A 20,899-nucleotide genomic window follows, 5' to 3' on the forward strand; every position below is an offset into this window, starting at 1 on the left:
GGGTACACGGTGGCTGATTATTGTTACTCGGACAGTTGTGCGCGGGTCGGCAATCCTTCGCTGTCGCCTTGCACCTGAATGGCCAGCGATCCGATCTTATTCCCGCGTGCGACGGCCTGTTGTAGCGTTTTGCCTTCCAGCAGGGCGCTAATCACCCCGACTGCGAATCCATCTCCTGCGCCGACGGTGTCGACAACGTTATCGACTTTCACCGCAGCGACAGCACCTTTGTCGCCGCTGGCGGTTTTGAACCAGGCCCCGTCAGCGCCAGTTTTCAGCACCACGGCCTGCACGCCGTGCTCCAGATAAAAATCGGCAATCCCTTCCGGGGTTTTTTGCCCGGTGAGGATCATGCCCTCTTTCAGACCGGGCAGAACCCAGTTTGCCTGGAAGGCCAGGTGATTGAGCTTTTCAACCATCTCGGCTTCGCTTTTCCACAGCACCGGGCGCAGGTTCGGATCGAAAGAGATCGTCTTACCCTGGGCTTTCAAGGTACTTGCCGCGTGGTCGAGCAGATCGTACGAACTGGCCGACAACGCCGCTGCGACGCCACTCAAATGCAGATGCCGCGCTGAAGAAAAGTAAGCAGGATGAAAATCTTGCGTGGAAAGATGGCTGGCGGCAGAGCCTTTGCGGAAATACTCCACAATGGGATCGGTTCCATTTTCGACTTTAGATTTGAGCTGAAAGCCGGTCGCGAAACGGTTGTCGAGAGTGACGCCCGCCGCGTCGATCCCCTCTTTTTTCAGCGAATCCAACACAAAGTGGCCAAAACTGTCGTCGCCCACGCGGCTGACCCAGCCAACGTTGAGTCCCAGGCGCGCCAGGCCGGTTGCTACGTTCAGCTCTGCGCCGGCAACGCGTTTGATAAAGTGTTCAACCGAGCGCAGCTCGCCCGTTTCCGTGGCCACAAACATGGCCATGGCTTCACCGATGGTGATGACGTCCAGAGAATCAGACATGGCGTGTCTCCTCACGCAGCAGATTGACGTAATGGCGGGTGACCGCCGCTAAATCTGGCCCTTCCAGCGGGAATTCAATGCCACGAGGGGCGTCGGCCGGAAGCTGGTTCAGCAGATCCATCCAGCGGGCATCGGCGTTATCCGGTGGGATAGCGCGGAAGTGCTGGTGGTGCGGGACAGCCGCTTTGACATGGATATAGCTCACCGCCGGAGCCAGATGGCGTGCGGCTTCTTCCGGCGATTCGCCGACCCACAGCCAGTTTCCGGTATCGAAGGTGAGGGTGACAGGCAGTTCCATCACCCGGCAGGCCGCCTTGAAACGCTGCATTGGCGCAAGCTGCCCGCAGTCGGTCTGATCATTTTCCACTACCAGCGTCATCCCGCTTTCCAGCAGCAGTTCGCGTAAGGCTACAAGGGGCTGTTTATCGCGGAAATGACCCAGTGAGACTTTCAGCCACAGGGCATTGAGGGTGCTGGCTTCTGCGAGATAGCGCGGCAGATCCGGGTTCAGTGTGCCGTCTGGCATCAGTAACGCGGCGGGGGCGGAGTAACAGGCGAACAAACCGAGCAGTTCGATAGACTGAGCCAATGTCGGCAACGCCTGTAGCTCCTCATCATTAAACAGCTCCCGGCGGATCTCGACGCCGTCGGCTCCCCCGGCGGCAATGACCGGTAATATGGCCCGCTGGCCGCCCACCTGACGGACGTGATCTGCGCCATACGCGGCGGTGACGACGATGATTTTCCTGCCCATTGGCTGACTCCCATTCATAGCTGATAGGTATTACGCTAGATGGAACCGGTTCCAAAGAAAAGGTCAGGATGTTGAATTTATGATCGTCATCACGAAGGGGGGTTAACGCGACGTCGAGCCGCGTACGATCAGCTCACCGGAGAAGACCTGCTCGCGCACGGTGTCGGTAATGCCTTCGATGCGGCGCACCACCTGCTCGACGGCGGCGTAGCCAATCTGCCAGGTCGGCTGTTTGAGGGTAGTAATACCAACCCCTGCCAGCTCGGCCCATTCGAGTTCGTCGAATCCGAGCAGACCAATATCGCTGCCCCAGTTCAGGCCGATACGTTTGAGGGAGCGTGCCACCTGCAGCGTGAGCGCGCCGTTGGCGGAAATGACCGCTTTGCGCATCCCGCGATGACGGGTATGGAACTGGCGCAGGGTATTATCCATTTGATCGGCTTCGTGCAGCGGAATTTCGGCATTCTCGGCGATCACGCCAGGACAACGCGCCAGGGTGGCGCGAAATGCGCTGAGACGGTCGCGGCGGGTATTCACCATGCCCAGCGGCTCGCTCATGAACAAAATCGCTTCGAAACCTTGCTCGATCAGGTGTTCTGTTGCCGTTGTGGCGGCCTGAGTATTGTCCAGTCCTACCACGTCGCAGGCGAATTCCGGGATTTTGCGATCAATCAGCACCATCGGCAGGGACGACTGTTGCAGGCGGTTAAGCCCCTCTTCGCGCATCCCCACGGCATTGACCACGATGCCCTCGACCTGGTAGCTGCGCAGCAGGTCGAGGTAGTGCAGCTCCTGGTCCACTTCGTTGTTGGTGTTACACACCAGCGGGGTGAAGCCCTTTTCGCGGCACGCGGCTTCGATGCCACTGAGCACGTTGACGGAGTAGGGGTTGGTAATGTCGGCGATGATCAGACCGATGAGGCGAGTGCGACCATGCTTCAGGCCGCGAGCCATCAGGCTTGGGCGGTAATCCAGTTCGGCGATGGCTTGTTCAATACGGGCCAGCAGCGCGTCGGAAAGCAGATGTTTCTCGCCATTAAGATAGCGCGAAATACTGGTTTTTCCGGTTTTGGCGGCTTTCGCCACGTCGCTGATGGTGGGCCGTGCTGATTTGCTCATCGCTGATTCCCTTAAGATTAGTGAGAACACCTTAGCGGGAAAATCAACGATGGCAAGCGCTTCATGCCGGATGGCGCAGCCGCCACCCGGCATTTCAATTACTGAATGGGGCTTAATGTGATCTCAACGCGGCGGTTCTGCGCTTTGCCTTCTGCCGTGCTGTTGCTGGCGATTGGATTCGCCGGGCCCATGCCGCTGGTGCGGATGCGGTTTGCGGCCACGCCCTGCGTGATCAGCGAGCTGGCGACGGAATCTGCGCGCTGCTGAGACAGACGCATGTTCAGATCCTGGCTCCCGGTGCTGTCGGTGTAGCCAATAACGTTAACGGCTGTTTTGCTGTACTCTTTGAGCACCGTTGCCACGCCGGTCAGTGTGTTGGCACCCGCCGGTTTCAGCGTTGCGCTGCTGCTGTCGAAGGTCACGTTGTTCGGCATGTTCAGAATGATGTTGTCGCCACTTCGCGTCACGCTCACGCCCGTTCCCTGCATTTTGTCGCGCAGTTTAGCTTCTTGCACATCCATGTAATATCCTACGCCGCCGCCCAATGCGGCACCCGCTGCAGCACCGATCAGCGCGCCTTTGCCGCGATCTTTCTTCGAGGAAGAGAGTGCGCCAACGCCTGCGCCGACCAATGAGCCAATACCCGCGCCAATGCCGGATTTGCCCGCTTCACGTTCGCCGGTGTAAGGGTTGGTTGTGCAGCCAGAAACCGCCAGTGCTCCACTGACCAGAGCCGCAATGACAAGTACGCGTTTATTCATCTTATTTCCTTAATCCTTTTTATTCTTTGCCACGAAGCGTGTGGCGGTTGATTATGACGCCCTAAGAGGAAGAAAATTCCAGGGCTAACTCTGAAATTTGTGTCCAAATCTTAAATAGCCTCAAAGAAGGCCGTCACACCTGCAACAGACAAACCCAGGAGCGCACGCTTGACCACTTCAATAAAAACGATTCTGACCGCCGCCCACTGGGGCCCGATGCTGGTTGAAACCGATGGCGAGAATGTCCTGTCCTCGCGCGGGGCGCTGCCAACGCAGCACCCTAATTCGTTACAAACTGTGGTGCGCGATCAGGTGCACAGCAAAACCCGCGTGCGCTGGCCGATGGTGCGTAAGGGTTTTCTGGCCTCGCCGGATAATCCGCAGGGTACGCGCGGGCAGGATGAGTTCGTTCGGGTGAGCTGGGATGATGCGCTGGCGTTGATCCATACGCAGCACAAACGTATTCGTGAGACCCATGGCCCGGCGTCTATATTTGCGGGTTCTTATGGCTGGCGTTCGAACGGTGTGCTGCACAAAGCGGCGACGCTCCTGCAGCGCTATATGAGCCTGGCGGGGGGATACACCGGCCATCTCGGTGACTACTCAACCGGTGCGGCGCAGGCGATTATGCCGTACGTTGTCGGCGGTAATGAAGTTTATCAGCAGCAGACCAGCTGGCCGCTGGTGCTGGAGCATACGGATGTGGTGGTGCTGTGGAGCGCCAATCCGCTCAACACGCTCAAAATCGCGTGGAACGCGAGCGATGAGCAGGGGATTCCCTATTTCGATGCGCTGCGTAAAAGCGGTAAACGCCTGATCTGTATTGACCCGATGCGCTCCGAAACCGTCGATTTCTTCGGCGATAGCGTCGAGTGGTTGGCCCCGCACATGGGGACCGACGTCGCGATGATGCTGGGTATCGCCCATACGCTGGTGGAAAACGGCTGGCACGACCAGGCGTTTCTCGCCCGCTGCACTACAGGGTATGACAAATTCGCTGACTACCTGACGGGCAAAACCGACGGGATCGCCAAAACCGCCGAGTGGGCGGCGGACATTTGCGGCATTGATGCGGCGAAAATCCGCGAACTGGCGGCACTGTTCCACGAAAATACCACTATGCTGATGTCCGGCTGGGGAATGCAGCGCCAGCAGTTTGGCGAGCAGAAACACTGGATGCTGGTGACTCTTGCGGCGATGCTGGGTCAGATTGGTACGCCGGGCGGCGGCTTTGGTTTGTCGTATCACTTTGCTAACGGCGGAAACCCGACCCGTCGCGCTGCGGTTCTGGCCTCGATGCAGGGTTCCGTGCAGGACGGGATTGATGCGGTAGATAAAATCCCGGTGGCGCGCATCGTCGAAGCGCTGGAAAATCCTGGTGGTTTCTACCAGCATAACGGCCTGGACCGCCACTTCCCGGATATCCGTTTTGTCTGGTGGGCGGGCGGCGCAAACTTCACCCATCATCAGGATACCAACCGACTGATCCGCGCCTGGCAAAAGCCGGAGCTGGTGGTGATTTCCGAATGCTTCTGGACGGCGGCAGCCAAACACGCCGATATCGTTCTGCCAGCGACCACCTCCTTTGAGCGTAACGATCTCACCATGACCGGCGACTACAGTAATCAGCACATGGTGCCGATGAAGCGCGTCGTTGCGCCGCGCGATGAAGCCCGGGATGACTTTGAGGTGTTTGCGGAGCTGAGCGAACGCTGGGAAGAGGGCGGTCGCGAGCGTTTCACCGAAGGGAAATCCGATCTCGAGTGGCTGGAGACGTTCTACCAAATTGCCGCGCAGCGCGGTGCCGCTCAGGGGGTAACATTGCCGCCGTTTGCCCAGTTCTGGGAAGCGAATGAGATCGTCGAAATGCCGGAGAGTGAGCAGAACGCGCAGTTTGTTCGCTTCGCGGACTTCCGCCGCGACCCACAATCGCATCCGCTGAAAACCGAAAGCGGCAAAATTGAGATCTACTCGCAACGTATCGCCAGCTTTAACTATGCCGACTGCCCACCGCACCCGATGTGGCTGGAGCCGGACGAGTGGCACGGCAATGCGCAGCCAACACAGTTGCAGGTGCTCTCTGCGCACCCGGCGCACCGTCTGCACAGCCAACTGAACTATTCGTCCCTGCGCGAACAGTACGCCGTGGCCGGACGCGAGCCGATCACGCTGCATACCCTTGATGCGAAAGCGCGCGGAATTGCCAATGGCGATGTGGTGCGCGTCTGGAATGCTCGCGGGCAGGTGCTGGCCGGGGCGGTGGTGAGTGAGGGAATTAAACCGGGCGTGATCTGTATCCACCAGGGGGCGTGGCCGGATCTGGAACTCACGGCTGGCGGGATTTGCAAAAACGGCGCAGTAAACGTGCTCACCAAAGATCTCCCCAGCTCGAAGCTGGGGAACGGATGCGCGGGGAACACGGCGCTGGCGTGGGTGGAGAAATATCAGGGCCCTGAGCTGACGCTTACGGCGTTTGATCCGCCTGCCAGCTCATAATCCACGTCGGGTGTTGAGTCTCTTCCTGCCAGGCGCTGTCTTCAATGCGAAAACCCTGAGCATGGTAGAAATTCACCGCCCGACTGTTTTTCTGGTAAACCTCAAGACTGAGATAGGGGAACTGCTGCTGCACGTGGTGGATCAGCGCGTGGCCGATCCCTTTCCCCGCATGAGCGGTAGCGACAAAGAGCGCGCCGATAAACTGCGACTCCATCACGCTGATAAAACCACGCACCTCGCCTTTCTCTTCCCATACCCAGGTTTCTGCACCGGGGAGATAGGTGTCGCGTACCAGCGGTTCACTCTCTATCCAGTATTGCGCGTCGATAAACGGGTGCGCCTCGGTGGTGCTTTCAAGCCATAAACTGAGCAGCGGCGCAGTGTTTTCACTTTGCCATTTGCGAATCATGTTGGCCTCCTGGGTGGCAAAAACAGCCCGTGATGTGATCGTTCACCAGACCGCAGGCCTGCATAAATGAGTAGCAAATCGTGGTGCCAACAAATTTGAAACCACGCTTTTTCAGTGCCTTAGACAGGGCATCGGAGGCGGACGTGGAGGTCGGGATTTCACCCATCGTCGCGGCCTGTGTCACCTGCGGCGTGTGGTCGACAAACGACCAGACAAAATCGGAGAAAGGCTCGCCACTTTCGGCCATCGCCAGGTACGCTTTTGCGTTGCCAATAATGGCCTGAATTTTCCCGCGATGCCGGATAATACTGGCATCCAGCACCAGCCGTTCGACGTCTTCCTCAGTCATGGCGGCCACCGCAACGGGATCGAACTGATGGAAGGCGTTGCGATAGTTTTCCCGTTTTTTTAGCACCGTAATCCACGATAAACCCGCCTGCTGGCCTTCCAGGCAGATCATCTCAAAGAGCTTTTTACCGTCGGTCTCCGGCACGCCCCATTCTTTATCGTGATAGTCGATATAGAGCTGATCCTGGCTTACCCATCCGCAACGTTGCATTGGTTTTCATCCTTAATGATTTAACCCGTAAAAAAATCAACCCACCTGGCTTGACGTGTGCCTCAAAAAGACAATATTTAATTAAGGGCTTTGCCCTCATACCTCTTTCTAACAATGACAAATATCGCCGAATTCGGCTCTTTCTGGAGTCGCTTTGATGATGATAAAAATAATCAGTGGTCGCCATGCTGTTACTGGCCTGGCGGGAGTCTCTGTCTGTTTGTTTTTTTGTAGCACAGCTTACGCCTGGCAACAGGAATATATCGTTTCGGATGCGCAAAATAATACGACCGAACGCTATACATGGGACGCCGATCACCAACCGCGTTATGACGATATTCTCGCGGAGCGTATTCGTTCTTCCCAGAACGTTCCGGGGCTGGCGTTGAACATGCCGGAAAATTATCCTGCGGAATCTGACAGTACCCTTTCGCTGAGCCTGACGATTCCGGTGACGCAGAAGGTGACCACGGGGCCGGTTGCCGCGTGGCATTACGACGGTTCGTCGCCCATGGCGTACAACGAATACGGTGACAATGGCAGCCAGTCGCTTACCGACCCGCTGTGGCATGCCAGCGTGAGTACGCTCGGCTGGCGCGTCGACACGCGCGTGGGCGGTCTTCGGCCATGGGCGCAGATTAGCTACAACCAGCAGTTTGGCGATAATCAGTGGAAGCCGCAGTCGGGGATGAGCCGCCTGCCGGCGTCCATGCAGTACGATAACTGGATGGATGTGACCGTGGGTGCCGACGTGCTGCTTTACCCGCATATGGCCGCGTACGCCTCTTTGTCTCAGGCGGATAACACCATGACCGGCGCGGATTATTTATATACCCTGGGTGTGAGCGCCAGATTTTAATATTGTTATTTAATTCAACCTTGCTGTAACATCTTAAATACAAGAATGGCCATGCTTGTGGCGATAGCGGGCACTAACAAACTCGTTATCTTTCGCCCGGCAAGGTCATTCATTCCTGATTCCAGGCATTTCATTCCGTCTCCACTGCATTTCATGCCGTTTTCCCCCAGGCCTTTTGAGGTTTTGTTTATCGTTGTCTGCAGCGAATTCCTTTAATTTCTCTTGCAGGACAACTGCCATGAACACATCAACATACAACCGCACTCGTTGGCTGACCCTATTTGGCACCATCGTGACGCAATTTGCGTTGGGATCGGTTTATACCTGGAGCCTGTTTAACAGCGCGCTCTCTGACAAACTCGGCGCGCCGGTGAGCCAGGTGGCGTTCTCGTTCGGCTTGCTGAGCCTGGGGCTGGCGTTGTCCTCGTCCATCGCCGGGAAATTGCAGGAGCGTTTTGGCGTGAAACGCGTGACCATGGCCTCGGGCATCCTGCTGGGTGTCGGCTTCTTCCTGACGGCGCACTCCAGTAACCTGATGATGCTCTGGCTGAGCGCCGGGGTGCTGGTGGGGCTGGCAGATGGCGCGGGCTACCTGCTGACCCTGTCGAACTGCGTGAAGTGGTTCCCGGAGCGTAAAGGCTTAATCTCAGCGTTCTCCATTGGCTCTTATGGTCTGGGTAGTCTCGGGTTTAAATTTATCGATTCGCACCTGCTTGCCTCCGTGGGCCTGGAAAAGACCTTTATGATCTGGGGCGCTATCGTGCTGGTGATGATTCTGTTCGGCGCGACGCTGATGAAAGATGCCCCGATGCAGGAAGTGAAAACCGTTAACGGCGTTGTGGAAAATGACTTCACGCTGGCGCAGTCCATGCGTAAACCACAGTACTGGATGCTGGCGGTGATGTTCCTGACAGCCTGCATGAGCGGTCTGTATGTGATTGGCGTGGCGAAAGATATCGCCCAGGGGATGGTGAAACTGGATGCGATGACTGCGGCGAATGCGGTAACCGTGATTTCCATTGCCAACCTGTCTGGTCGTCTGGTACTGGGTATTCTCTCCGACAAAATCGCCCGTATCCGTGTGATTACGCTGGGGCAGGTGATCTCCCTGGTCGGTATGGCGGCCCTGCTGTTTGCGCCACTGAACGAGATGACCTTCTTCGCGGCGATTGCCTGCGTGGCCTTCAATTTTGGCGGCACCATTACCGTGTTCCCGTCACTGGTGAGCGAGTTCTTTGGCCTGAATAATCTGGCGAAGAATTATGGGGTGATTTACTTAGGTTTCGGTATCGGCAGCATCTGCGGGTCCCTCATCGCCTCGCTGTTCGGCGGCTTCTATGTCACCTTCTGTGTCATCTTCGCCCTGCTGATTATCTCACTGGCGCTCTCCACTACGATTCGCCAGCCGCAGCGGCAGGTATTTAACGAAGCGCATGCGTGATGACTGACTGAAAAGGCTGGATTTTCCGGCCTTTTCTTTTATCAACATGCTGAGCGTTCTTTGACCCAATCTGCTTTCGAACTTGATTTTTTGTAAATATCTACTGCAATCACACTCTCTGCTGCCACTTTTTCCTGTCACTGTGGTCTACTTACCACGCTTTAGACGTTTCTGATAACGATCCCCTGAGCGAATATCTACTCTGTTCACTTTTACAGCTAAAAGTGGATGGCGTGACTGTCCCTTTTTTCGGGTAGCCTGCATGAAATACATTAAATCGATGACGCAACAAAAGCTGAGCTTTTTGCTGGCGTTGTACATCGGCCTGTTTATGAATGGCGCTGTTTTTTTCCGTCGGTTTGACGGGTTCGCGCAAGACTTTACCGCCTGGAAAGGAATCGCAGCGGTTGTTGAGTTGGTTGGTACCGTTCTGGTTACCTTTTTCTTATTACGTCTCCTCTCACTGTTTGGACGCCGCATCTGGCGCGTTCTGGCATCTCTGGTGGTGCTCTGCTCGGCAGGTGCCAGCTATTACATGACTTTTATGAACGTGGTTATTGGCTACGGCATTATTGCCTCAGTCATGACGACGGATATCGATCTCTCGAAAGAGGTGGTCGGCCTGCACTTTATCCTGTGGCTGGTGGGCGTCAGTGCGCTGCCGCTGCTGCTCATCTGGAGTAACCGCTGCCGCTATACCCTGCTGCGTCAGATGCGCACGCCAGGGCAACGCGTCCGAAGCGTCGCGGTGGTACTGCTGGCGGGGCTGATGGTCTGGGGCCCGATTCGTCTGCTTGAAGTGAAGCAGAAGAGTGACGAACGTACTTCTGGCGTGGATTTGCCGAGCTACGGCGGCGTGGTGGCGAACTCCTATCTGCCCTCTAACTGGATTTCCGCGCTGGGCCTCTACGCCTGGGCGCAGGTGGATGAGTCTTCCGATAATAAATCTCTGCTCAATCCGGCGAAGCAGTTCACCTACGAAGCGCCTAAAGATATCGACGATACCTATGTGGTCTTTATCATCGGTGAAACGACGCGCTGGGATCATATGGGGATTTTAGGCTACGACCGCGATACCACGCCGAAACTGGCGCAGGAGAAGAACCTGATCGCTTATCGGGGCTACTCATGTGATACGGCGACCAAGCTGTCGCTGCGCTGCATGTTTGTTCGCGAGGGCGGGGCGGATGACAACCCGCAGCGTACCCTGAAAGAGCAGAACGTCTTCTCGGTGCTGCATCAGCTTGGATTCAGTTCTGATCTCTACGCGATGCAGAGCGAGATGTGGTTCTACAGCAACACGATGGCGCAGAACATTGCCTATCGTGAGCAGATCGGTGCTGAGCCGCGTAACCGCGGCAAGAGCGTTGACGATATGCTGCTGATCGATGAGATGAAAGGCTCGCTGAGCAACAATCAGGATGGGAAGCATATGATCATCCTGCATACCAAAGGCTCGCACTTTAACTACACCCAGCGTTACCCGCGTAGCTTTGCCAAATGGACGCCGGAGTGTGTGGGCGTAGACAAAGACTGCACCAAAGAGCAGCTGATTAACTCTTACGATAACTCGGTGATGTATGTGGATCACTTTATCGAGAGCGTGATCGACCAGGTGCGCGACAAGAAAGCGATTGTTTTCTATGCCGCCGACCACGGTGAGTCGATCAACGAGTATGAGCACTTGCACGGCACGCCGCGCAAGATGGCGCCACCGGAGCAGTTCCGCGTGCCGATGATGGTATGGATGTCGGATAAATATCTGGAAAACCCGGATAAAGAGAAGATGTTCCAGCACCTGAAACAGCAGGCTGAGATGAAGGTGCCTCGCCGTCACGTTGAGCTGTATGACACCATCATGGGTTGTCTCGGCTATACCTCGCCAGACGGCGGAATTAATGAGAACAACAACTGGTGCCATGTCCCTGATGGTCCGGCGAAAGCCACTAAGTAACCGAGCTGGCGAGTTTCTCGCCAGTCGAATGGCTTTTTGAAGATAAGGGATTGACGAGGGCGCACCCCAGCAGTAAGATGCGCTCCGCATTCGGCGAGTAGCGCAGCTTGGTAGCGCAACTGGTTTGGGACCAGTGGGTCGGAGGTTCGAATCCTCTCTCGCCGACCACATTTAAAAAAGGGCTAACCGCAAGGTTGGCCCTTTTTGCATTATAGACTTATCCACGCCGACTCCCTAAAACGCTCCTTATCCCCGCATTACCCTGCCTGTTAACGATTTTGTGACATAATCCATTGTATTTTTTTATATATGGATTGATCTTTTTTCGCGTTGCTTATGGATAACCTCAGCATTTTCCGCTGTGCGTTTTAACGTTCGCGGCATTTACTGCTCAGATAATCACCATTCTGTAAGAAAATTTATGCGATCTGAATAAATGTTAATCACTGATTGTTGCGAAATATGAAGAGATTTGTGCTGCAAGATGGCGAGTAGCATAAATTTCCCTGCTGAAAATAGGTGACTAAAGTTTTTTTAATCTTTGTTTGCCGTTTCTCACCCTCAACGTAAATCCCCGTCACCTGTATTGACGTTTTCACATTCTGTTGACAGATTGTAGGGCACGAGGGGCATTTCAGGGAGGATCTGCGCTGCAACTCCGACGCTCTTCTGAAAGGAATCTCCATCCCTTATCACGCCTTCGGGCATCACCGACCGGACCGGGTAAAAAATAAATAAAGGTCAGGCGGCGTAACACAACAAAGCAAAACATCACATTGGAGCAGAATAATGAGTATTTCCTTGAAGAAGTCAGGGATGCTGAAGCTTGGTCTGAGCCTGGTCGCTCTCACCGTCGCGGCAAGCGTGCAGGCAAAAACCCTGGTTTACTGTTCTGAAGGCTCGCCGGAAGGCTTTAACCCACAGCTGTTCACCTCTGGTACAACCTACGACGCTAGCTCTGTACCAATCTATAACCGTCTGGTTGAATTCAAAATCGGTACCACGGAAGTTATTCCGGGTCTGGCTGAGAAGTGGGAAATCAGCGAAGACGGCAAAACCTATACCTTCCACTTACGCCAGGGTGTGAAGTGGCAGGATAATAAAGATTTCAAACCAACGCGTGAACTGACTGCGGATGACGTTGTGTTCTCCTTCGACCGTCAGAAAAACGCACAGAACCCGTACCATAAAGTTTCTGGCGGCAGCTACGAATACTTCGAAGGGATGGGTCTGCCGGACCTGATCACCGAAGTGAAAAAAGTGGACGACAAAACCGTTCAGTTCGTTCTGAGCCGTCCTGAAGCGCCATTCCTGGCTGACCTGGCTATGGACTTCGCCTCTATTCTGTCAAAAGAGTATGCGGACAACATGCTGAAAGCAGGCACCCCGGAAAAAGTGGATCTGAACCCAATCGGTACCGGTCCATTCCAGCTGCAGCAGTACCAGAAAGACTCCCGTATTCTGTACAAAGCATTCGAAGGTTACTGGGGTACCAAGCCGCAGATCGACCGTCTGGTCTTCTCCATCACGCCTGACGCGTCCGTGCGTTACGCGAAACTGCAGAAAAACGAGTGCCAGGTGATGCCGTACCCAAACCCGGCTGATATTGCTCGCATGAAGCAGGACAAAAATATCAACCTGCTGGAGCAGGCAGGCCTGAACGTGGGTTACCTCTCCTTCAACACCGAGAAGAAACCGTTTGATGACGTGAAAGTGCGTCAGGCGCTGACTTACGCGGTGAACAAAGAAGCGATCATTAAAGCGGTTTACCAGGGTGCAGGTATTGCTGCCAAGAACCTGATCCCACCAACCATGTGGGGCTACAACGACGACGTTAAAGACTACACCTACGATCCTGAGAAAGCGAAAGCGCTGCTGAAAGAAGCGGGCCAGGATAAAGGCTTTACCGTTGAGCTGTGGGCAATGCCTGTTCAGCGTCCGTACAACCCGAACGCTCGCCGTATGGCTGAGATGGTTCAGGCTGACTGGGCTAAGGTAGGCGTTCAGGCCAAGATCGTCACTTACGAGTGGGGCGAGTACCTGAAGCGTGCTAAAGCTGGCGAACACCAGGCGGTGATGATGGGCTGGACCGGGGACAATGGGGATCCGGACAACTTCTTCGCTACCCTGTTCAGCTGTGCGGCTGCGAAAGATGGTTCTAACTACTCTCGCTGGTGCTACAAGCCGTTTGAAGATCTGATTCAGCCGGCGCGCGCAACGGACGACCACAACAAGCGTATTGAACTCTACAAACAGGCTCAGGTAGTGATGCATGACCAGGCTCCGGCGCTGATCGTGGCTCACTCCACCGTTTACGAGCCAGTGCGTAAAGAAGTCAAAGGCTATGTGGTTGATCCACTGGGCAAACACCACTTCGAAAACGTCTCTGTTGAATAATTAAAAGCGTCAGGGGTGCATGAGCACCCCGTGCCGGCGGCGCTGTGCGAGCGCGGACCTACAGCGGTAGGCCGGGTCAGCGCAGCGCCGTCCGGCAGCAGTGCTTTATTCCCTCTTCGCGGAGGGAATAAGATTTGTGAGCAATACAGACGTCACCGCCTGCGGGCAGTACGTCATTAGAGAGAATCCGGGATATGTTGCAGTTCATCCTCCGACGTCTGGGACTTGTCATCCCCACGTTTATCGGTATCACCCTTCTCACTTTTGCCTTCGTCCATATGATCCCCGGCGACCCGGTAATGATTATGGCGGGTGAGCGTGGTATCTCCCCTGAACGCCATGCGCAGCTGCTGGCCGAACTCGGCCTCGATAAGCCGATGTGGCAGCAGTATCTCCATTACATTTGGGGCGTCCTGCACGGTGATTTAGGGATTTCGCTGAAAAGCCGTCTTCCGGTGTGGGACGAGTTTGTGCCGCGTTTTAAAGCGACGCTGGAACTCGGTATCTGCGCCATGATTTTTGCCGTTGCTGTTGGTATCCCCGTTGGTGTCCTGGCTGCCGTTAAACGCGGTTCAATCTTCGATCACACCGCGGTTGGCCTGGCGCTGACCGGTTACTCCATGCCTATCTTCTGGTGGGGCATGATGCTGATCATGCTGGTCTCCGTGCAACTCAACCTGACGCCGGTCTCCGGACGGGTGAGCGACATGGTGTTCCTTGATGATTCCAACCCGCTTACCGGCTTTATGCTGATTGATACGGCCATCTGGGGCGAAGAGGGCAACTTCATTGATGCGCTGGCGCATATGATCCTGCCTGCGATGGTGCTCGGGACCATTCCTCTGGCGGTGATTGTACGTATGACGCGCTCGTCGATGCTAGAAGTGCTGGGGGAGGATTACATCCGTACCGCCCGCGCCAAAGGTCTGACCCGTATGCGCGTCATCATCGTCCATGCGTTGCGTAATGCGATGCTGCCTGTCGTGACGGTGATCGGCTTGCAGGTGGGGACATTGCTGGCCGGGGCGATCCTGACCGAAACCATCTTCTCCTGGCCGGGCCTGGGACGTTGGCTGATCGATGCGCTGCAACGCCGTGACTATCCGGTTGTGCAGGGCGGTGTACTGCTGGTGGCGACGATGATTATCCTCGTCAACCTGCTGGTCGATTTGCTGTACGGCGTGGTGAACCCGCGTATTCGTCATAAGAAGTAAGGGGCCATCATGTCACAAGTTACTCAAAATAAAGCTGTTGCTGCCCCGGTGCCAATGACGCCGATGCAGGAGTTCTGGCATTACTTCAAACGCAACAAAGGCGCCGTGGTCGGGCTGGTGTATGTCACCATCATGATCATTATCGCCGTGTTTGCGAACGTGCTGGCGCCGTATAACCCGGCGGATCAGTTCCGCGACGTGCTGCTGGCTCCGCCAGCCTGGCAGGATGGCGGGACCTTCGCCCATCTGCTCGGCACGGATGACGTGGGCCGCGATGTGTTATCGCGTCTGATGTACGGTGCGCGTCTGTCGCTGCTGGTAGGGTGCCTGGTGGTGGTACTGTCGCTGATCCTCGGGGTTATCCTCGGACTGGTTGCCGGCTATTTCGGTGGTCTGATCGACAACATCATTATGCGTGTGGTCGACATCATGCTGGCCCTGCCAAGCCTGCTGTTGGCGCTGGTCCTTGTGGCGGTGTTTGGGCCGTCGATAGGTAACGCGGCGCTGGCCCTGACGTTCGTGGCACTCCCTCACTACGTACGATTGACTCGTGCGGCGGTGCTGGTGGAAGTGAACCGCGATTATGTCACCGCTTCACGTGTGGCAGGCGCGGGCGCGCTGCGCCAGATGTTCGTCAATATTCTCCCGAACTGCCTTGCGCCGCTGATCGTTCAGGCGTCGCTCGGTTTCTCTAACGCCATTCTCGATATGGCTGCTCTTGGCTTCCTTGGCATGGGTGCGCAACCGCCAACACCGGAGTGGGGCACAATGCTCGCCGATGTGTTGCAGTTCGCGCAAAGCGCATGGTGGGTCGTGACCTTCCCGGGTCTGGCGATTCTGCTGACGGTGCTGGCATTTAACCTGATGGGTGATGGTCTGCGTGATGCACTTGATCCCAAACTGAAGCAGTAAGAGGCACGAGATGGCGTTATTAAATGTAGATAAATTATCGGTGCACTTCGGTGACGTGGGCTCCGAGTTTCGTGCCGTAGACCGTATCAGCTACAGCGTGAATCAGGGTGAAGTGGTTGGCATTGTGGGTGAGTCTGGCTCGGGTAAATCTGTTAGCTCACTGGCGATCATGGGGCTGATTGATTACCCGGGCCGCGTGATGGCAGAAAGCCTGGAGTTCAACGGCCAGGATCTGAAGCGCATCTCCGAGAAGCAGCGCCGCCAGCTGGTGGGCGCTGAAGTGGCGATGATCTTCCAGGACCCAATGACCAGTCTGAACCCGTGCTATACCGTCGGTTTCCAGATTATGGAAGCGATCAAAGTGCATCAGGGTGGGAATAAGAAAACCCGTCGCCAGCGCGCGATCGACCTGCTTACGCAGGTGGGGATTCCCGATCCGGCATCACGTCTGGATGTTTATCCGCACCAGCTGTCTGGTGGGATGAGCCAGCGCGTGATGATCGCTATGGCGATTGCCTGTCGACCGAAGCTGCTGATTGCAGATGAACCGACCACGGCGCTGGACGTGACTATTCAGGCGCAGATCATCGAGCTGCTGCTGGAACTGCAGCAGAAAGAGAACATGGCGCTGGTGCTGATTACCCACGATCTGGCGCTGGTGGCCGAAGCCGCCCACAAAATTATCGTGATGTATGCCGGACAAGTCGTGGAGGCCGGAAGCTCGCACGATATTTTCCGCGCGCCGCGTCATCCGTATACCCAGGCGCTGCTGCGTGCGCTGCCGGAGTTTGCTCAGGATAAAGCGCGTCTGGCGTCGTTGCCGGGCGTCGTCCCAGGTAAATATGACCGCCCGACGGGCTGTCTGTTGAATCCGCGCTGCCCGTATGCGACAGATAAGTGTCGTGCTGAAGAGCCAGAACTGAACACCCTCCCAGGTGGTCGTCAGTCTAAATGTCACTACCCACTTGATGATGCCGGGAGGCCAACACTATGAGTACGCAAGAGGCCGCCAAACAACAGCCGCTGTTGCAGGCCATCGATCTGAAAAAACACTATCCGGTGAAGAAGGGGATTTTCGCCCCCGAACGCCTGGTGAAAGCGCTGGATGGGGTGTCGTTCACCCTGGAACGCGGCAAAACGCTGGCTGTGGTCGGTGAATCGGGCTGTGGTAAATCCACGCTAGGTCGTCTGCTGACGATGATTGAAACCCCGACTGGCGGCGAGCTGTACTATCAGGGCCAGGATCTGCTAAAGCACGATCCGCAGGCACAGAAGCTGCGCCGTCAGAAAATCCAGATTGTGTTCCAGAACCCGTACGGTTCTCTGAACCCGCGTAAAAAAGTGGGACAGATTCTGGAAGAGCCGCTGCAGATTAACAGCGATCTCAACAAAGAGCAGCGCCGTGAAAAAGCGCTGGCGATGATGGCGAAAGTGGGTCTTAAAACCGAGCACTACGATCGCTATCCGCACATGTTCTCTGGCGGTCAGCGTCAGCGTATCGCTATCGCGCGTGGTCTGATGCTGGACCCGGACGTGGTGATTGCCGATGAACCGGTCTCTGCGCTCGACGTGTCCGTGCGTGCGCAGGTGCTGAACCTGATGATGGATTTGCAGCAGGATCTGGGGCTGTCGTATGTGTTTATCTCCCACGACCTGTCCGTAGTAGAGCACATTGCTGATGAAGTGATGGTGATGTATCTGGGGCGCTGCGTGGAGAAGGGGACCAAAGACCAGATCTTTAATAATCCTCGTCATCCGTATACGCAAGCGCTGCTGTCGGCCACACCGCGTCTGAATCCGGACGATCGCCGTGAGCGTATTAAGCTGACAGGCGAGCTGCCAAGCCCGCTGAATCCACCGCCGGGTTGTGCGTTCAACGCCCGCTGCCGTCGCCGCTTTGGTCCTTGTACTCAGTTGCAGCCGCAGTTGAAAGATTACGGTGGTCAACTGGTGGCCTGCTTTGCGGTCGATCAGGATGAAAACGGTGAGAAACCGCACGCATAATACGTAAACCAAAAAACCGGCGATAATCGCCGGTTTTTTTATGTCTGCTAATCCACTATTTGCGCAGGCGAATCTGGTCTACGGCGTGGTTTTCACTTTTCGTGAGGATCAGGCTCGCACGCTCGCGCGTCGGCAGGATGTTCTCTTTCAGGTTCACGTAGTTAATCTCATTCCAGAGCGATGTCGCCACATTGACCGCTTCCTCTTCAGAAAGCTGGGCGTAGTTATGGAAGTAAGAGTCAGGGTCGGTAAACGCCCCTTCACGGAACTTCAGGAAACGGTTGATATACCAGTTTTGCAGCAAATCTTCCGGCGCATCGACATATATAGAGAAGTCGACGAAGTCGGAGACAAACACATGATGTGGGTCGTGCGGGTAATCCATGCCGCTTTGGAGCACGTTCAGCCCTTCGAGGATCAGAATATCCGGTTGTGCCACCGTTTTATCGCCATCCGGGATGCGGTCGTAAATCAGATGGGAATAGACCGGCGCCGTGACGTTTGGTGCGCCAGATTTCAGGTCTGAAACGAATTTCACCAGGCGGTGCATATCGTATGAAAGAGGAAAGCCTTTCTTCTTCATCAGGCCGCGCTCTTTCAGCACCTCGTTCGGATGCAGGAAGCCGTCTGTGGTGATCAGCTCAACGCTGCGGTGTTCAGGCCAGCGGCTCAACAGCGCTTGCAGAACACGCGCAGTGGTACTTTTACCGACCGCCACGCTGCCCGCGATGCTGATGATATAAGGAATACGCTGGCCGTTAGTGCCAAGGAACTGCTCCAGTACCGCCTGACGACGCAGGTTGGAGCTTATATAGAAGTTAAGCAAGCGGGACAGTGGCAGATAGATCTCTGCAACCTCCTCCAGCGACAGGTCTTCGTTGATCCCCTTTAACCGCGCAATTTCCCCTTCCGTTAAGGTCATGGGGACGGAGTCACGCAGAGCGGCCCACTGGCTGCGGTTAAACTGAAGATAGGGTGTCATTAACGATTGCTCTTTTTTGCTCATAAGCGTGTTCAGTGAACCCTTTATCTGCGCGGCAACGCGTTCGTGGCGGCAGCGGTTCATCACTTAGTAGTTAAATTTGGACAATGGGCAGGAGGTTAACACCAGATGGCGGGAATAATAAGAAAAAATATAGACAAGTGATGCTTTACGCGGAGGGCATCACGATACGCTATAGGTGGGTTATTTGCGGTGCTTATGCTGAATATTTGAACGGCAATGAACGAAATATCAGCGTTTTTCCCTTCTGGCGCACAAAATCTGAGCGAAAGAACATTTTATGCAATTTTTTAGTTGCATGACTGCTCATGCCCCCATAGAATGCGCGCTACTTGATGCCGACTTAGCTCAGTAGGTAGAGCAACTGACTTGTAATCAGTAGGTCACCAGTTCGATTCCGGTAGTCGGCACCATCAAGTCCGGTGGGGTTCCCGAGCGGCCAAAGGGAGCAGACTGTAAATCTGCCGTCACAGACTTCGAAGGTTCGAATCCTTCCCCCACCACCACTTTCTGGCAGCGTTATCGCCGCCTGAGCTGGCTAAAACATTAATCAGCTCAAAACATAAAAAGAGAGAAATCTCTTTTTTGTTACAGAAAGAACTGGGTAGCCGAGTTTCAGGATGCGGGCATCGTATAATGGCTATTACCTCAGCCTTCCAAGCTGATGATGCGGGTTCGATTCCCGCTGCCCGCTCCAAGACGTGCTGATATGGCTCAGTTGGTAGAGCGCACCCTTGGTAAGGGTGAGGTCCCCAGTTCGACTCTGGGTATCAGCACCACTTCACTTCTCCTCCCTGTTTCTCTCTGTTAACCTTTAAAAAGCATTCAACAGTTCAGGCATATTGCCTGGTTGATGTGGTGATATCACCGATTTATCCGTGTCTTAGAGGGACAATCGATGTCTAAAGAAAAGTTTGAACGTACAAAACCGCACGTTAACGTCGGTACTATCGGCCACGTTGACCATGGTAAAACAACGCTGACCGCTGCAATCACTACCGTTCTGGCTAAAACCTACGGTGGTTCTGCTCGTGCATTCGATCAGATCGATAACGCGCCAGAAGAAAAAGCTCGTGGTATCACCATCAACACTTCCCACGTTGAATATGACACCCCGACTCGCCACTACGCACACGTAGACTGCCCGGGCCACGCCGACTATGTTAAAAACATGATCACCGGTGCTGCTCAGATGGATGGNGCAATCCTGGTTGTTGCTGCGACTGACGGCCCTATGCCTCAGACTCGTGAGCACATCCTGCTGGGTCGTCAGGTTGGCGTTCCTTNCATCATCGTGTTCCTGAACAAATGCGACATGGTTGATGACGAAGAGCTGCTGGAACTGGTTGAAATGGAAGTTCGTGAACTTCTGTCCCAGTACGACTTCCCAGGTGATGATACTCCAATCATCCGTGGTTCTGCTCTGAAAGCGCTGGAAGGCGAAGCAGAGTGGGAAGCTAAAATCGTTGAGCTGGCTGGCTTCCTGGATTCTTACATCCCAGAACCAGAGCGTGCGATTGACAAGCCGTTCCTGCTGCCTATCGAAGACGTATTCTCCATCTCCGGCCGTGGTACTGTTGTTACCGGTCGTGTAGAGCGCGGTATCGTTAAAGTTGGCGAAGAAGTTGAAATCGTTGGTATCAAAGAGACTGCTAAGTCTACCTGTACTGGCGTTGAAATGTTCCGCAAACTGCTGGACGAAGGCCGTGCTGGTGAGAACGTTGGTGTTCTGCTGCGTGGTATCAAACGTGAAGAAATCGAACGTGGTCAGGTACTGGCTAAGCCAGGCTCTATCAAGCCGCACACCAAATTCGAATCTGAAGTTTACATCCTGTCCAAAGATGAAGGCGGCCGTCATACTCCGTTCTTCAAAGGCTACCGTCCACAGTTCTACTTCCGTACAACTGACGTGACCGGTACCATCGAACTGCCAGAAGGCGTAGAGATGGTAATGCCAGGCGACAACATCAAAATGGTTGTTACCCTGATCCACCCAATCGCGATGGATGACGGTCTGCGTTTCGCAATCCGTGAAGGCGGCCGTACTGTTGGTGC

At 55.2% G+C, this 20,899-nt stretch carries 17 protein-coding genes and 5 tRNA genes; 15 read left to right on the plus strand and 7 right to left on the minus strand.

Translation table 11 applies throughout. The annotated features are described in order from the left end of the window. Nucleotides 1–23: 23 nt before the first annotated feature. The 4 genes from C0560_RS01140 to C0560_RS01155 form a co-directional block, all read right to left on the minus strand. Nucleotides 24–962, minus strand: a complete 939-nt coding sequence (locus C0560_RS01140; RefSeq protein ID WP_181827151.1) for a sugar kinase — start codon at nucleotides 960–962, stop codon at nucleotides 24–26. Continuing rightward, nucleotides 955–1,716, minus strand: a complete 762-nt coding sequence (locus C0560_RS01145; RefSeq protein WP_102105016.1) for a sugar phosphate isomerase/epimerase — start codon at nucleotides 1,714–1,716, stop codon at nucleotides 955–957. The genes C0560_RS01140 and C0560_RS01145 overlap by 8 nt, the downstream gene beginning before the upstream one ends. Nucleotides 1,717–1,818: 102 nt before the next feature. Further along, the gene (locus C0560_RS01150) at nucleotides 1,819–2,835 is read right to left on the minus strand and encodes a LacI family DNA-binding transcriptional regulator (RefSeq protein ID WP_248859460.1); all 1,017 of its coding nucleotides are present in this window, start codon (nucleotides 2,833–2,835) and stop codon (nucleotides 1,819–1,821) included. A 98-nt stretch (nucleotides 2,836–2,933) separates the two neighbouring features. Next, on the minus strand, nucleotides 2,934–3,596 hold the full coding sequence (locus C0560_RS01155; RefSeq protein ID WP_100778124.1) for an OmpA family lipoprotein: 663 nt from the start codon (nucleotides 3,594–3,596) through the stop codon (nucleotides 2,934–2,936). A gap of 216 nt (nucleotides 3,597–3,812) precedes the next feature. Between C0560_RS01155 and C0560_RS01160 the strand changes: the two genes are divergently transcribed. Beyond that, nucleotides 3,813–6,092: a molybdopterin guanine dinucleotide-containing S/N-oxide reductase gene (locus C0560_RS01160; protein ID WP_233210365.1), complete on the plus strand. Its 2,280-nt coding sequence runs from the start codon at nucleotides 3,813–3,815 to the stop codon at nucleotides 6,090–6,092. On the opposite strand, the gene C0560_RS01165 is transcribed toward C0560_RS01160, so the two are convergent. Both C0560_RS01165 and tag read right to left on the minus strand, forming a co-directional pair. After that, the gene (locus tag C0560_RS01165; RefSeq protein ID WP_181827153.1) at nucleotides 6,061–6,501 is read right to left on the minus strand and encodes an N-acetyltransferase; all 441 of its coding nucleotides are present in this window, start codon (nucleotides 6,499–6,501) and stop codon (nucleotides 6,061–6,063) included. The genes C0560_RS01160 and C0560_RS01165 overlap by 32 nt on opposite strands. Then, complete coding sequence (gene tag, locus C0560_RS01170) at nucleotides 6,479–7,060, minus strand: DNA-3-methyladenine glycosylase I (protein ID WP_181827154.1); 582 nt, start codon at nucleotides 7,058–7,060, stop codon at nucleotides 6,479–6,481. The genes C0560_RS01165 and tag overlap by 23 nt, the downstream gene beginning before the upstream one ends. A gap of 157 nt (nucleotides 7,061–7,217) precedes the next feature. On the opposite strand from tag, the gene C0560_RS01175 reads away from it, so the two are divergent. From C0560_RS01175 to dppF, 9 genes are all read left to right on the plus strand, one after another. Next, nucleotides 7,218–7,919 carry an autotransporter domain-containing protein gene (locus C0560_RS01175; RefSeq protein ID WP_102105011.1) on the plus strand — a complete coding sequence of 234 codons (702 nt, stop codon included), beginning with the start codon at nucleotides 7,218–7,220 and terminating at the stop codon, nucleotides 7,917–7,919. 238 nt (nucleotides 7,920–8,157) lie between these two features. Next, on the plus strand, nucleotides 8,158–9,360 hold the full coding sequence (locus tag C0560_RS01180) for an MFS transporter (RefSeq protein ID WP_100778119.1): 1,203 nt from the start codon (nucleotides 8,158–8,160) through the stop codon (nucleotides 9,358–9,360). A 262-nt stretch (nucleotides 9,361–9,622) separates the two neighbouring features. After that, a complete protein-coding gene (eptB, locus tag C0560_RS01185) occupies nucleotides 9,623–11,314 on the plus strand; it encodes a kdo(2)-lipid A phosphoethanolamine 7''-transferase (protein WP_107702486.1) in 1,692 nt (563 codons plus the stop codon). A 91-nt stretch (nucleotides 11,315–11,405) separates the two neighbouring features. Then, nucleotides 11,406–11,482 (plus strand) — tRNA-Pro (locus C0560_RS01190). A gap of 621 nt (nucleotides 11,483–12,103) precedes the next feature. Further along, nucleotides 12,104–13,711 (plus strand): dipeptide ABC transporter periplasmic-binding protein DppA, encoded by a 1,608-nt coding sequence (gene dppA, locus C0560_RS01195; RefSeq protein ID WP_100778116.1) that lies wholly within the window; start codon nucleotides 12,104–12,106, stop codon nucleotides 13,709–13,711. Nucleotides 13,712–13,905: 194 nt separating this feature from the next. Beyond that, entirely contained in the window at nucleotides 13,906–14,925 is a 1,020-nt protein-coding gene (dppB, locus tag C0560_RS01200) for a dipeptide ABC transporter permease DppB (RefSeq protein WP_100778115.1), read from the plus strand. A gap of 9 nt (nucleotides 14,926–14,934) precedes the next feature. Next, the gene (dppC, locus tag C0560_RS01205) at nucleotides 14,935–15,837 is read left to right on the plus strand and encodes a dipeptide ABC transporter permease DppC (protein WP_100778114.1); all 903 of its coding nucleotides are present in this window, start codon (nucleotides 14,935–14,937) and stop codon (nucleotides 15,835–15,837) included. A gap of 10 nt (nucleotides 15,838–15,847) precedes the next feature. After that, entirely contained in the window at nucleotides 15,848–16,831 is a 984-nt protein-coding gene (gene dppD, locus C0560_RS01210; protein ID WP_100778113.1) for a dipeptide ABC transporter ATP-binding protein, read from the plus strand. Next, a complete protein-coding gene (gene dppF / locus C0560_RS01215) occupies nucleotides 16,828–17,841 on the plus strand; it encodes a dipeptide ABC transporter ATP-binding subunit DppF (RefSeq protein WP_100778112.1) in 1,014 nt (337 codons plus the stop codon). Before dppD ends, dppF begins: the two co-directional genes overlap by 4 nt. A 55-nt stretch (nucleotides 17,842–17,896) precedes the next feature. Here the strand turns inward: dppF and coaA are convergent, their stop codons facing one another. After that, nucleotides 17,897–18,847 (minus strand): type I pantothenate kinase, encoded by a 951-nt coding sequence (gene coaA, locus C0560_RS01220; RefSeq protein ID WP_100778111.1) that lies wholly within the window; start codon nucleotides 18,845–18,847, stop codon nucleotides 17,897–17,899. Nucleotides 18,848–19,181: 334 nt separating this feature from the next. Here coaA and C0560_RS01225 point away from each other — a divergent pair. The 5 genes from C0560_RS01225 to tuf all read left to right on the plus strand — a co-directional run. Then, nucleotides 19,182–19,257, plus strand: a tRNA-Thr gene (locus C0560_RS01225). A gap of 8 nt (nucleotides 19,258–19,265) precedes the next feature. Further along, nucleotides 19,266–19,350 (plus strand) — tRNA-Tyr (locus C0560_RS01230). A gap of 116 nt (nucleotides 19,351–19,466) precedes the next feature. Then, a tRNA-Gly gene (locus C0560_RS01235) sits at nucleotides 19,467–19,541 on the plus strand. 6 nt (nucleotides 19,542–19,547) lie between these two features. Further along, nucleotides 19,548–19,623 (plus strand) — tRNA-Thr (locus C0560_RS01240). A gap of 119 nt (nucleotides 19,624–19,742) precedes the next feature. Further along, a partial coding sequence (gene tuf / locus C0560_RS01245) for an elongation factor Tu (protein ID WP_248859461.1) occupies nucleotides 19,743–20,899 on the plus strand: 1,157 nt, incomplete at its 3' end.

The sequence above is a fragment of the Lelliottia sp. AC1 genome, assembly GCF_023278595.1.
Taxonomy (GTDB): Bacteria; Pseudomonadota; Gammaproteobacteria; order Enterobacterales; family Enterobacteriaceae; genus Enterobacter; species Enterobacter nimipressuralis.